Source organism: Pseudoalteromonas sp. S1610 (assembly GCF_005887465.1).
GTDB classification, from domain to species: Bacteria; Pseudomonadota; Gammaproteobacteria; order Enterobacterales; family Alteromonadaceae; genus Pseudoalteromonas; species Pseudoalteromonas undina.
Genome location: NZ_PNDI01000016.1, coordinates 1 through 13,151, shown reverse-complemented (window position 1 = coordinate 13,151; position 13,151 = coordinate 1). Strand labels below are relative to the sequence as shown.

8 protein-coding genes, 2 tRNA genes and 1 other RNA gene are annotated in these 13,151 nt (G+C 41.2%); 2 read left to right on the top strand and 9 right to left on the bottom strand.

The features are described 5' to 3' along the window. Window positions 1-225: 225 nt before the first annotated feature. Complete coding sequence (locus tag CWB77_RS08445; RefSeq protein ID WP_138622324.1) at window positions 226-1,425, top strand: alpha/beta hydrolase-fold protein; 1,200 nt, start codon at window positions 226-228, stop codon at window positions 1,423-1,425. 230 nt (window positions 1,426-1,655) lie between these two features. Here the strand turns inward: CWB77_RS08445 and CWB77_RS08440 are convergent, their stop codons facing one another. Genes CWB77_RS08440 through CWB77_RS08425 form a run of 4 tightly spaced genes read right to left on the bottom strand, consistent with a single transcriptional unit; the run spans window position 1,656 to window position 5,943 of the window. Then, window positions 1,656-2,822: an FAD-dependent oxidoreductase gene (locus CWB77_RS08440; protein ID WP_138571384.1), complete on the bottom strand. Its 1,167-nt coding sequence runs from the start codon at window positions 2,820-2,822 to the stop codon at window positions 1,656-1,658. Next, the gene (ubiH, locus tag CWB77_RS08435) at window positions 2,819-4,006 is read right to left on the bottom strand and encodes a 2-octaprenyl-6-methoxyphenyl hydroxylase (RefSeq protein WP_138622322.1); all 1,188 of its coding nucleotides are present in this window, start codon (window positions 4,004-4,006) and stop codon (window positions 2,819-2,821) included. The genes CWB77_RS08440 and ubiH overlap by 4 nt, the downstream gene beginning before the upstream one ends. A 14-nt stretch (window positions 4,007-4,020) precedes the next feature. Next, window positions 4,021-5,343 carry a Xaa-Pro aminopeptidase gene (pepP, locus tag CWB77_RS08430; RefSeq protein ID WP_138622320.1) on the bottom strand — a complete coding sequence of 441 codons (1,323 nt, stop codon included), beginning with the start codon at window positions 5,341-5,343 and terminating at the stop codon, window positions 4,021-4,023. A 36-nt stretch (window positions 5,344-5,379) separates the two neighbouring features. Beyond that, window positions 5,380-5,943 (bottom strand): UPF0149 family protein, encoded by a 564-nt coding sequence (locus tag CWB77_RS08425; RefSeq protein ID WP_008110427.1) that lies wholly within the window; start codon window positions 5,941-5,943, stop codon window positions 5,380-5,382. Window positions 5,944-6,168: 225 nt separating this feature from the next. On the opposite strand from CWB77_RS08425, the gene ssrS reads away from it, so the two are divergent. Beyond that, window positions 6,169-6,352: non-coding RNA, 6S RNA (gene ssrS, locus CWB77_RS08420), on the top strand. 146 nt (window positions 6,353-6,498) lie between these two features. Here the strand turns inward: ssrS and CWB77_RS08415 are convergent. The 5 genes from CWB77_RS08415 to CWB77_RS08395 form a co-directional block, all read right to left on the bottom strand. Further along, the gene (locus tag CWB77_RS08415; protein ID WP_138622318.1) at window positions 6,499-9,582 is read right to left on the bottom strand and encodes an efflux RND transporter permease subunit; all 3,084 of its coding nucleotides are present in this window, start codon (window positions 9,580-9,582) and stop codon (window positions 6,499-6,501) included. After that, a complete protein-coding gene (locus CWB77_RS08410) occupies window positions 9,579-10,874 on the bottom strand; it encodes an efflux RND transporter periplasmic adaptor subunit (RefSeq protein ID WP_055012862.1) in 1,296 nt (431 codons plus the stop codon). The genes CWB77_RS08415 and CWB77_RS08410 overlap by 4 nt, the downstream gene beginning before the upstream one ends. After that, window positions 10,864-12,279, bottom strand: coding sequence for a TolC family protein (locus tag CWB77_RS08405; RefSeq protein WP_138622316.1), 1,416 nt, complete (start codon window positions 12,277-12,279; stop codon window positions 10,864-10,866). The genes CWB77_RS08410 and CWB77_RS08405 overlap by 11 nt, the downstream gene beginning before the upstream one ends. A 578-nt stretch (window positions 12,280-12,857) precedes the next feature. After that, window positions 12,858-12,933: transfer RNA gene (locus CWB77_RS08400), tRNA-Phe, on the bottom strand. A 49-nt stretch (window positions 12,934-12,982) separates the two neighbouring features. Beyond that, a tRNA-Thr gene (locus CWB77_RS08395) sits at window positions 12,983-13,058 on the bottom strand. Window positions 13,059-13,151: the final 93 nt, after the last annotated feature.

The window sequence follows — 13,151 nt, the reverse complement described above, 5'->3', positions numbered from 1 at the left end:
TTTCGGGTTTCGGGTTTCGGGAAGACATTATTGGGTGCTCCCTTGATATCAACAAGTGAAATAAAGATAAGTGTTTAATATTTACGAGGTAGACGCCGAGCTTGATCGCGTGAAAAGCGTAGCCTTTAATTACTTAAGCCCTACATTTGCCCCTAAAATATAAACATTTACTCAAATCTAAAGTCGTGCAATTATTAAGCAACACATTATTTAATAAGGATATTTATGAAGCTTTTACTATCGCTTGTGTTAATACTTACTTTTAGTACGCCTTTTTTAAGCTATGCAGACACCGCTACAATCGACATAACCGTGGGTAAAAAGATCATTCTACAATCAAAAATACTTAACGAAGACAGACCTCTCAGAATCTTCATACCTGAAACCGTAAAAGACGAGCAGCCGCTCTATGTTATTTATTTACTTGATGGTGTTGAGCACTTTCATACGGCGTCTGGCGTAATCAAATCCCTTGTTGATTACGAGCAGATACCTAATGCAATGCTTGTTGCTATCGATACAACCAACCGCGTTCGTGATTACTTACCTAAAGTACAAGGGGAGCCTAAAACTGAGTTTCAAACCTTTGTTAAAAGTAAATGGCCTGACGCAGGGCAAACCGATAATTTTTTAAAGTTTGTGTCTGATGAGCTCATGCCCTATATAAATAGCAACTACTCCACTAATGGTTACAACACCTTAATTGGTCATTCTAATGCTGGTACATTAGCGCTTTATACTTTAGTTAATCAGCCGGAATTATTTAACAACTATATAGCCATAAGCCCAAATAGTTGGTGGAGTGATGAAGAGTTAAAAAGTAATATCACTAAATACACTAAAAACCCTAAAGGCGCTCAAGCGTTATTTATTAGTGTAGCAAGTGAAGGCGCACGCTTTTATACAGGTGCATTAAATACTTTAGTAAATTTAGAGCAACAAATGCCCACGCAGCTAAAATGGGAATATAAGCATTACTCCTCTTTTACTCATATGGGCACCATACTTCCAGCACTTAGCGATAGCTTAATTCACTTATTTAGCGACCTAATATTTAAAGTGACTGACGAGCACGGAAAATTTGCGGATGTATCATTGATTACCGGTTATTACCAAGCACTGAGCGATAAGTACGGATTTGAGCTTAAAATTCCACAAGATGTGTACGTAGAGTTTGCGCATAGTCAGCAAAAGTTTGGTAACACTAAAAAAGCTATTTCCACACTTAAACGCTTTACTAGCGATTATCCTAATGCTGCATACTCCCACATGCGATTATCGCAAGGTTACACTGCTGACAAACAGTTTAAAGAAGCCGTTACCAGTATGAAAAACGCACTAAAACTTGCTAAACAAAACTCGCGAGATCCAATGTTAGTTGATGCGCTCAAAGATATGGTGAATGAAGCACAAGAAAATTTGTAGCTCATTAATTTAAAAGCATTACGAGCTTCGCTCGTCGCGTCAGCAAGCTGTACGCCTACAATTAGAACCAAACTCGGTATTAAGGTTTATTGTAAACGCCGAGCTTGCTCGCGTGAAAAGCATAGCTTTTTAAAGACATTAGCCTATAAACAAAAAAACCGATGTTTAAACTAAACATCGGTTTTTCTTTGGCTGAAAGCTGATAGCTAAAAACTGACTGCTTGTCTTTATCACTTCCCTATCGCTTCTTTGGCGAACAGGTGCTTTATAGGCCCAAGATTATCAACCAGCGATAGCCCGACTCCGCGAATCAGCTTTTTAACTGGGTTTGCACCTTCAAATAGCTCTTTTAGCCCTTGCATCATGGCGATGTGTTTTTGTGCGTCGAGCTTACGGGTGCGCTCGTAATCACGCAGTGTGCGCGTACTGGCAAATTCTTTGGCGTCTTGACTTAGTAGCTCAATTAAATAAGCGGCATCTTTTAGGCCCAGGTTCATACCGAGCCCTGCTAATGGATGAATGGTATGCGCTGCATCGCCCATTAACACCACCTTGTCATTAACCCATCGTTGGGCGTAACGCATTTTAAGTGGGAACGCGACGCGCTTACTTTGCACTTCACATAAACCACATTGGCCATCTATGGCAGCCATAACTGCTTTATTAAAGGCGGTGTCGTCCATTGCTAACAATTCATCGCAATGATTGGGGCTGGTTGACCACACAATTGAATGAGTATGCTCATCGCTTAGTGGTAAAAACGCTAGTGGCCCCGTTGGTAAAAATACTTGGCGTGCGGTATTTGCATGTGACTCTTTGGTTTTAACTGTCGCTACTAACGCATGGTGATCGTAATCTTTAAAGCTCAGCGCCATATTAAACTGTTTACGAATCGCTGAATTTGCCCCATCCGCCGCCACCAGCAACTTAGCAATAATAGGTTCGCCAGTTTTTAAATTAATAAATACATCAGACTCACTTTGATGTATTTGCTGATACTCAGTATCAAACATCACTGTGGCATTACTTTGTTGCTCAAGCTCTTTTATTAGCGCAAAGCGAATAATATCGTTTTCAACAATGTGCCCTAAATGCTCAAGCTCAAGTTGCTCGTTATTAAAGGTTATTTTTCCAAAGCTGTCGGCATCGCGTACATCCATGTGCGTATAAGCACAAGCACGCTCAGCTATTATGTGTGGCCATACATTTAATTGCTCCAGTAAGGTCTGGCTGGCAATACTTAGTGCACTAACTCGTAAGCCATAATCATCGCTAGGTGAAGCTTGAGTTGGCGCAGCATCTAACACAGCCACGCTAATATTCGCTTTAGCAAGCCCGAGCGCCAGCGTTAACCCAACGCAGCCACCACCCACTATACAAACCTGTACTTGTTTCATAAACGTGTACCTTGTTTAACTTGACCCATTAATTGTTTTGCTAATGGGGCTTTTAATGCAGGGAATAAATCCATTGAAAATAGCCCAATACTTCGACCAAGCGCTAACACCCGTGATGAATTTGAAAAAAGTCGAACCAAGGCATCGGTCAATGTCATTACGGTTTTTATATCATCACGGCGCTTGATTGAATATTGACGAGTAAAAGCATAGCTACCTAAATCATGTTCACTGTTTGCAATTAAGTTACTCAGCACTTGTACATCTCGCAACCCTAAATTAAAGCCTTGTCCTGCAATAGGATGAATTGCGTGTGCCGCGTTGCCTATCACCACTGTGCGGTGCGTCGTTAACGATTCTATTTGCCCATAAACTAGAGGGTAGCTAGCGCGCATACCGACTTTTATAAACTGTCCTGCACGATAACCAAAGGCAGTTTGCAGCGCACTTATAAAGTCTGGTTCACTTAGCGACATATACTGCTCAATATGTTCTTGGCGCATACACCATACTAACGAATAGCGGTTATTACTCATGGGTAATAAAGCCATTGGGCCATTTTGGGTAAACCGCTCAAACGCCTGATGATGGTGTCCACCAGCGACTTCTATATTGGCAATAATCGCACCTTGTTTATAAGGCTGAGTATTGAAGCCGAGCCCTAATAAATTACGAGTTGGCGACTGTGCACCGTCGGCAATCACCAACAGCTTAGCACTGAGTTTTTCGCTACTTTGTAATGTAAGTTCATTACTATCGGCGTTTTGTTTTATCGCTGTTACGCTATCTGGGCAAAAAAGCGATATGTTTGATTGCATTAAACGCTGATGCAGCGCTCTGCCAAATGGGTTTACCTCTACCACATAACCTAATGAGGGTTTTGCAAACTCATCACACTGTATATGGGTTTTACCAAAGTGCCCTTTGTCTGACACACTCACTTTTTTTATGGCCGCAGCATAGGGAGCGTTCATTTCAAATAAATTGAGGCTTTGTAAATACTCTACCGACTGCTGGGCAAGTGCGATACTTCTGTCATCAAAGCTTGGATGATAATCAGTGGTTACTCGATTTGCTTCAATTACAGCAATATTTAAGCTGGGATTTTTTTTACTTATACTTAGAGCACAACTTGCGCCAACTAAACCACCACCAATTACTACAACATCAAACTGCTTAGCCACTTTTATCTCCAAGCTTATGCGTTTTTAGCGCTTTGCATTAGCGCTTCTATTTCACTAATTGTTTTAGGCACACTAATGGTTAAGTTGTCGTGACCTGAATCAGTTACTAATAAGTTATCTTCAATACGAATACCTATACCTTGGTATTTTTGAGGCGCATTTGCGTCTTTACTAATATACAGCCCGGGCTCAATGGTTAGCACCATACTCGGCTCTAAGACACGCTCTTGGTCATTAACCTTATAATCACCCACATCATGAACATCAAGTCCTAACCAGTGACCAAGACCATGCATGTAGTATTCTTTACAGGCACCTTGTGCCATTAACTCATCAAAATCGCCGGTTAAAATACCTAAATCGAGTAACCCTTGGGTTAGTACTTGCATAGCGAGTGTATTTGCCTGAGATAAAAGGCCACCGGGTTTTATCTCGCTAAAAGCGACTTCTTGTGCTTTGAGTACAATATTATAAAGCGCAGCTTGCTCAGTGCTAAATTTACCGTTAACGGGGAAAGTACGCGTTATATCGGCGGCGTAGCCTTGTAGCTCACAGCCTGAATCAATCAGCACTAAGTCGCCATTGTTCAATACATCGCTATTTTGGGTGTAGTGCAAAATATTGGCGTTATCGCCACTGCCAACAATAGTGCCATAAGCAGGATGTGGCGCACCGTTCATTGCATAGTGATGATGAAGCTCTGCCTCTAATTGAAACTCGGTTGCGCCAACGTGGGAAAAACGCATGGCTCGCATATGTGCTCGAGCGCTTATTTCACAGCCTTCACGCATAATGTTAATTTCGCCTGGCGATTTAAATAAGCGCATTTCATGCAATAAAGGGCGAATATCTTTAATTGTACTCGGTGCGGTATCCCCTTTTTTAGGGGCACTGCGCAAAGTGTTAAGCATTGAAAATACTTTGCCATCAAAGGCAGGATACGTCCCTTGTGCATAAAATAAAATCTGTTGGCCGTTCACCAAATTCAATAATTGTTCATTTAGCTCACTAAGTGCATAAGTTTTGTCGAATAAGTATTCGCTTTGTGCTTTTTCAAAACCAATGCGTCTGCCGTGCCATACCTCTGCAAGTTTGTCTTTATCTAAACAAAATAATAGTGAGGGTGTATCACTGTTTTTGCAAAGCACCAACACGGCATCGGGTTCGTTAAAACCAGTTAAGTAAAAAAAGTCACTGTCTTGTCGAAACGGATAATGAGTATCACGGCTACGCGTGAGCTCTGTTGCAGCGGGAATTATAGCAATACTGTTATTATCCATTGCCGCCAATAAACGCTCGCGGCGCGCTTTAAACTCTGACTTTTGTATTTCAACCATTAATAACTAACCCATTACTTTTATTGTGTTGCTCAATTAATGCAGTGTTTTTTTGTTGCTTTGTGGATTTTGCTCTTTGCCTAGCTCAGCAAAACACAATAGCGCCGATACGCGGACGTACTCAATCACTTCATGCAGTGCTTGGCTATCTTCTTCGGTTTCTTCAAAGGTTGTATCTAGGCGTGTAATTTCGCTAAAGTCACTGATCACTTCTTTTACATCTGCCGACAGCTTGCCATAGTCTTTTTGCTTTAAGCCAAAGCCCAACATAAACCCAGCTACCCATGATACGAGCCCGTTGGCCTGATCGATGAGTGTTTCGTCATCACTAGGTAAAAACAAGTCAAATTGAAACTCTTCGTTATTAAAACTTTCAACCACTTGTTGATAAATTTGGCCAAAAAACTGTTTTAAATCGTTGCTAAACGACTCGCCATCATTAAATACATCGCTCAGTAAGCCTAAGTATTCTTTATCGTCAATGCTTAGCCCACAAGCAAGTAAGCCGCTAATAACGCCATGCGCTTCTGCGGGTGATACAAATATTTCATTTTTCTCTAAAAGAAGTTGGGCTTTTTCGTAATCTGGTAAGTTATTCATAATGACGTCTTCGCTTTGCTAATTAAAGCAATGCTACCACTCGATAAAAAGCAACTCCAATGAATTCTATGACTGAGGTCAAAAGCAAGCGATTGAAAAGCAAATTGAGTTCAAAAAGCAATCTTAAAAGTAAATACAAGATTAAATTTGGAGGAAAACTGAGCGAACAGTTTAATTTTTTACGATTGGGGTTTAAGGATTGGAATATGTCTTATATACTAAATTTGTTCCCTGGGGTGCAGGAGCTTGGTTAAGTCCCTGAGCCGATAAATTTTATACCAGGATTTTTGTTCGTTTACTATTGTGCAAGCTCGGCATGTACCGAGAAGCCTACGGTAAACCGCAGATTTCCGCCCTGAAACCTCAAGGTTTCAGGACTGACACCGGGCACCGCATTCTCGGGGAACACCTTCCTTTATAGCTTAGGTTATCAAGCATTTCTTTATAACTAAATATTCCCTATCTTTCGTCTTTAAATATATCGAACTGCGTTTCCACAGCCCGATATTAAACTTATTTCTAACACCTATCCCTTTGTCTTTTTAATGCCTAACACTACTTAAACCAACCTTGAAAGCGCTCCATCAGCATATAGTTAACGGGAACAAGTAATAAGGTTATAAAAGTCGCAAATATAATCCCAAATCCTAAGCTTACTGCCATAGGTATTAAAAACTGCGCCTGAGTCGCCTTTTCAAACAGCAGCGGCATTAAACCTATAAAAGTGGTTAAACTGGTGAGCATAACTGGGCGAAAGCGCGATGCGCCAGCAAGTTTAACTGCCTCTATTAAATCGCCACCTTCGCTGCGTTTTTTATTAATGAAATCCACTAATACAAGCGAATCGTTCACTACAACCCCTATTAACGCAAGCATACCTAGTAGGCTCATAATTGTTAAATCCATACCCATTATCCAGTGCCCTACTACTGCGCCAATCATGCCAAATGGAATAACACTCATAACAATAATTGGTTGCATGTATGACTTAAACGGAATGGCCAATAACGCATAAATTATAAAAAACACAAACACTAACGCCCAAGCCAATGAGCCAAACGACTCTCTTTGCTCTTTGGCTTCACCTTCGAGTTTGTAATCAACACCTGGGTATTGCTGCATTAACTCGTCTAAATATTGTGCTAGGTCGGCTTGAAGCACCGTCATGTTGGTGTTGTTTTTTTCAATATCAGCCGTCACGTTTAGTGTGCGATAACGATCAATACGGTTTATGGTTGATGGGCTTTGTCCTGCCGTAAGTGTTGCCACGTGCGACAATGGCACAGAACCGCCATCGGGAGTGCTTATTAGTATGTTTTGTAAATCAGCTACAGAGCGGCGCTCATCAATAGGTAAACGAACCATTACACGCACGTCGTCTCGTCCGCGTTGAATACGCTGAACCTGCGAGCCAAAAAACGAATTACGCACTTGTCCTGCCACATTTACACGGTTTAAACCAAGCGCCAAACCTTGTTGCGTAAGCTCTATACGCAACTCTTCTTTACCGTCAGACATACTGTCAGCAATATCAAACACCGTTGGGTACGTTGCTAAACGATTTTTAATATTATCAGCTACATCTTGCAATATTGTTAGTGAAGTACCACTTAGTTGAACGTCTATTGGGTCTGAACTTCGGCCAATTTCAGCTCTAAATGTTAGGCTTTCAGCGCCAGGAATAACACCAATTAAATCGCGCCATTCACTAGCAAGCTCTCGCGAACCTATATCTGACTCACGCTGCTCAGCAGGTGTAATCTCAAAGCGTACCGCTCCGGAGTTAGACGCGCCACCGCGTCCGCCAGTAGTGGCTAATATATTTAAAATAACGCTTTCGCCTGTATTAGGATCGCGATATTTGTCTTGTAATTGCTGCGCTTTTTCAGACATATCAATCACGTATTTATTGGTTACTTCAAACGGTGTACCTGTTGGCAGTGTTAGATTGACTCGTACAGTTTCGCTAGGAATTCGTGGGAAAAAGATAAACTTAGTCCAACCACTGGTGATCATGGTTAAAATAATAAAAAATACCCCCACAAATAAACTAACCGTTGCTAGTTTATGGCGTAAAGCAGTGTTTAATATAGGTTGGTAATATTTTAAAATTGCACTTTCAAAGCCATCAGCAAAGCGTTGTTGAATCGCTTCAAGCTTAGATGGTTCACCTTTTTGGTGGCGTAGTTTTATGTATTTTAAATGTGCTGGTAATACAAATTTAGATTCAATTAGCGAAAACAATAAAACTGGAATAACCACTACCGGAATTTGTGCAAATAAGGCGCCGCGCGCCCCTTCAATAAATGCTAAAGGTAAAAAGGCAGCAACGGTAGTCAGTACACCAAAGGTAACCGGAGTCGCAACTTCTTGAGTACCCAATATAGCAGCCTGCTCACCGGATTTTGCCGTTTTTAAATGGGTATACACGTTTTCGCCGGTTACTATGGCGTCATCTACTACAATACCAAGTACTAAAATAAAGCCGAATAAGCTCATTATATTTAACGTTACACCAAAAATTGGCATCGCGATAAATGCGCCCATAAACGATACAGGAATACCAATAAACACCCAAAATGCAATTGCTGGGCGTAAAAATAGCGTGAGTAGTGCCAGTACTAAAATACCACCCTGTAAAGCATTACTGGTTAAGGTGGCGATACGGCTTTTAACTAGCTCTGAATCGTCGTCCCAATAACTTAGTTTAAAACCTTGTGGTAGCGTGGCTTGCTGTTCTTCAATGTAGTTTTTAACATCGTCTGCCACGGTTATCGCGCTTTGCGGGCCAATTCGGTAAACGTCTATAAACGCCGCTTGCTTACCATTAAAACGGGTGCGTACTGGCGTTTCTTCAAAATCGTCTTTAATTGTAGCAATATCACCTAAGCGGATAATCGTTCCGTCGGCTTGGTTTTTTACTACTATGCTGGCAAATTCATCTTTACGATAAGCCTGCCCTTTTGAGCTAATTAGTACATCGCCACCTTCTGTTTTTAAGTTACCGGCAGAAATATCAGAACTTGAATTAGCAATAGCACTCGATATTTGCGCAAGGCTTAGGCTATATTGGCGAAGTGTATCTTGGCCAACTTCAATAGCTAACTCGTAGTCTCGTACACCACTTAGCTCTACCTGCGTTACGTTAGGCAAACGCAGTATTTGATCTCGCACTTTTTCGGCATATTCACGCGTTTCTTTTTCGCCATAATCGCTTGATACAGTAACAGCTATTACTTCTCTTTTGCGCTCAGCCAGCGCAACAATCGGTTTTTCTGCATCGCCAGGAAATGTATTAATCGCATCGACTCGACTTTTAATATCAGCTAATAACTCACGAGGATCGTAACCGCTTTCAACCTCAATAGTTACAGAGCCTGAGCCCTCTGACGAGCGGCTAAATATTTGTTTAATTCCCTCTAAGTCTTGCACCGCTTCTTCAATACGAATAGTTACGCCCTGCTCTACATCTTCAGGGGTTGCACCACGCAAGCTAACACCTACGCTTATCATATCGGTTTCAAAGGACGGAAATACTTCAAGTGGTATTTTACTCGATAAACTAAATAGTCCCGACAACAACAAAGTTACTAACAATAAGTTGGCAGCAACATGGTTTTTGGTAAACCAAGCAATCATGCTTTATCTCCTTGCTTGGCCGCGCGACGATTTTTTATTAACTCTTCAACACTAATACCAAGCTCTTTTGCTTTTTGCTCTAGCTGCTCACGAGTCGGGCGCTTATTTTTAGGTACTTTTTCTTTTGGCTGTGCACCTAAAATACTCACTTTAGTGCCTGAGCTTACTTGACCTAGCGGCGTGACAACTAATTTATCGTTCGCTTTTAAACCGGTTTTGATCATTGCTTGATTGGCGTTTTGCCATGCAAAAGTAACGTTTTTACGCTTTAATACATCACCTTCAACCACATAAACATAAGCACCTTGATAAATTGTGCTGTTAGGAATGATCAACGTATTTTGCACTGTTTTACCCGCTATTTGCGCCTTAATGTATTGCCCTATTTTAATTGGATACTGATTACTGGCGGTTGATTTATATGGGTCGTCTATTTTTGCTACCACGTAAAGTTGCTGCGCGTTTTCGTCAATAGCGCCTTCAGTGCGTGCAAGTTGGCCTTGCCATGTTTGCTCACCCACTAAATCAGAACTAAATTTAACTAACGAACCCGCTTGGTTTTTAGCACCATCACGGTATTGCTCTGGCAGGTTAACAAACGAAAGGTCTTTATTTTTTATTGGTAAGCGAATTTCAACACTATCAATAGCGTAAATAGTGGCAAGTTGGGTATTGTTACTCACTACTTGACCTAAATCGACACTACGACTCAGTATGCGCCCAGCATAAGGTGCAGTAACCTTTGTCCGTTCTAAATCAAGCTCAGCTTTTTCAAGAGCAGCTTGAGCCGATAGCACTTGTGCTTGCGCAGCTGCTAATTGCGGCTCACGTAATACCAAGCTGCTGGCTTGGCTTGAACCACCAAGGCGCTTCCAATCAGTTAGTGCTTGTTGCCCGCGGGCCTTTTCTTCTAATAAGCTTTGCTCTGCTGTGAGTAAATTAGCTTGAGCAGATTTAACCTCTGCCTGATGATCTCTATCATCTAGCTTTAATAACACGTCGCCTTTTTCAAAAAAACCACCTTCTCTAAACTCATCGCTCACTTCAATTATTTGCCCAGATGCTTGAGCAACAAGTAAGCTTTGTGTTCGAGGTTTTACCGTACCGTAGCTGTCTATCATTACTTGATAACTTTGAGGCACAAGCTCAAGTACAGACACACTAATTGCTGCTTTTGGTGCTGAACTAAAGCGTCTCGCCTCTGGCGGATTACTCTTAATAAAAAATACAATTAAAAGAGCGGTAACAACAACCGCGGCTGGAATAATAATTTTAGCTGTTTTAGTGTTCATCGTTATTGCTCTTTAAGTCGCTTGACGGTTTTTCAAAATCACCACCAAGGGCAACATGTAGGTTAATTCTATTTGCGATTAATTGGTTTTTAATTTGTATTAATGAACTTTGCGCATCGAACGAGCGCCCTTGTGCATCCAATACTGTGGTGTAAGTGACCAAGCCACTTTGATATTGCTCAAACGATAACTGCTCGGCCGCAAGTGCATTTTTTTTTGCTTCAAGGGTACTGGTGTACTGCGCTTTTAAAGACTGCTGCTGCGATATTGCATTTTCTACATCAGCAAATGCATCGTACAGAGTTTGCAAGTATTGTTGCTCTTGCTTTTGAGTATTCAGACGCGCTATCTCTTCATTGGCTTGTAAACGCCCTCCCTCAAAAATAGGTGCCGAAATACTTCCGAGTAAAGACCATGCGAGGCTTGAAGGAGAAAACAAATCACTCACTCGATCTGTACTATCACTTAAGCTTGCAGTTAAATTTAAACTCGGAAAGCGCTGTTTATGCGCATAAGCCAGTGACGCATCACTAGCTAATAACTCGTACCAACTAGCAAGTAATGCAGGCTTTCGAGTAATGAGCTCTGAAGGAATACCAACTGGAATTTCGGTATCAACAACCGGTAAGTCAGTACTTGCTGCAATAGCCCCTTTTGGGTACTCACCTAGTAAGCGTTCAAGCACTCGCGCTGCACTTGATAGGCTCGCTGTTTGAGTGGCAATGCGTGAGCGTTCGTTATTTAGCTCATTGCGGGCTAAATAAACATCGAGCGCTTCGTTTATACCTTGGCGGTAACCCGATTCAATTATATCGAGATTTTGCTTAGCATTTTCTTCACGGCGTTTGTATAAATCAAGCAGCTGCTGCGCAGACACAACATCAAACCAACCTTGAACAACATCTGAAACGAGTTGTTGTTTAGCTTGTTCAAAACGCGCTTTTTGCGCTAAATATGAAAGGTTAGCTTCTCGTTTTGAATCTGACAGCTTACCCCATAAGTCAACTTCGTAATTTAAGTTTAAGCTGACAGAGCTGGCATTATTATAGCTAACAGGCCGGTTACCTTTACTGCGGCTAGTACGCGAAGATAAATCTAAACTAGGCCAAAGAGCTGTTCCGGTTGCTATTAGTTGCTGCTTAGTAATAGCGACATCATAGCTGGTTTGTAATAGTTGTTGGTTGTTTTTAAGCGCTTGTTTTACGTATTTATTAAGTAATGGCGTGTGTAGTTGAGTTAACCATTCATCATCCACTTTTAATACAGAACTTGATGCTTGTTGTTGCCACTGCTGTGGTAAATTATTTGGAGTTTGTTCGCGCTGCGATTGGTTTAAGTTACTCGCACAACCGCTCAACACTATAATGCTTATTGCTAATAAAGATGGCTTATATTGCCACATCATGTTTAAACCTGATTAGTGCTATTTATGAATGTTATTCAATCACTTTAACAAACGTTGCTCAATTGACTTTACATAACATTACATAGCTTGCGATTAGTTTATAAGTGTATTTAATACGCCAAGCACTAACGTAATATTCACAAATAAATGAGTAAGCTAACCTTTAACCAAAGAATTAATTGAAACTCTTAAAAAGTAGATATAGAAAAGACGGCAGGGTTTGCTGTTGGCATTACACCAGCTAAAGCGGCAAAGAATTGTCAGGAACAATTTTTAACATCTGAAAGATGGCGCGAAGGGGAAAATACAAGGATGTATTTTATAATCGAACGTAGTTCGATGCCGAACAATGGCTAAGCTAAATTCAGAAACAAAAAAGCCCCGCATGTGCGAGGCTTTGTATTAATGGTGCCTCGACCCGGCAAAAAATTGTCAGGAACAATTTTTAACATCTGAAAGATGGCCCGAAGGGGAAAATACAAGGATGTATTTTATAATCGAACGTAGTTCTATGCCGAACAATGGCTAAGCTAAATTCAGAAACAAAAAAGCCCCGCATGTGCGAGGCTTTGTATAAATGGTGCCTCGACCCGGAATCGAACCAGGGACACGAGGATTTTCAATCCTCTGCTCTACCAACTGAGCTATCGAGGCACTTAAACAGTGCTAATTAAATGTTAATAAAACACTTAATTTAAATAAATGGTGCCGACTAACCGAGTCGAACGGTTGACCTACTGATTACAAGTCAGTTGCTCTACCAGCTGAGCTAAGTCGGCACACAAAACTGTGTGCTAAGGCACGCGTAAAAATGTTTAATTTATTTACTTAAACACCATTACTATAATAAATGGTGCCTCGACCCGGAATCG

Coding starts and splice junctions, on each gene's coding strand:
- CWB77_RS08445 (WP_138622324.1), top strand. CDS start 226: ATGAAGCTTTTACTATCGCTTGTGTTAATACTTACTTTTAGTACGCCT.
- CWB77_RS08440 (WP_138571384.1), bottom strand. CDS start 2,822: ATGAAACAAGTACAGGTTTGTATAGTGGGTGGTGGCTGCGTTGGGTTA.
- pepP (WP_138622320.1), bottom strand. CDS start 5,343: ATGGTTGAAATACAAAAGTCAGAGTTTAAAGCGCGCCGCGAGCGTTTA.
- CWB77_RS08425 (WP_008110427.1), bottom strand. CDS start 5,943: ATGAATAACTTACCAGATTACGAAAAAGCCCAACTTCTTTTAGAGAAA.
- CWB77_RS08415 (WP_138622318.1), bottom strand. CDS start 9,582: ATGATTGCTTGGTTTACCAAAAACCATGTTGCTGCCAACTTATTGTTA.
- CWB77_RS08410 (WP_055012862.1), bottom strand. CDS start 10,874: ATGAACACTAAAACAGCTAAAATTATTATTCCAGCCGCGGTTGTTGTT.
- CWB77_RS08405 (WP_138622316.1), bottom strand. CDS start 12,279: ATGATGTGGCAATATAAGCCATCTTTATTAGCAATAAGCATTATAGTG.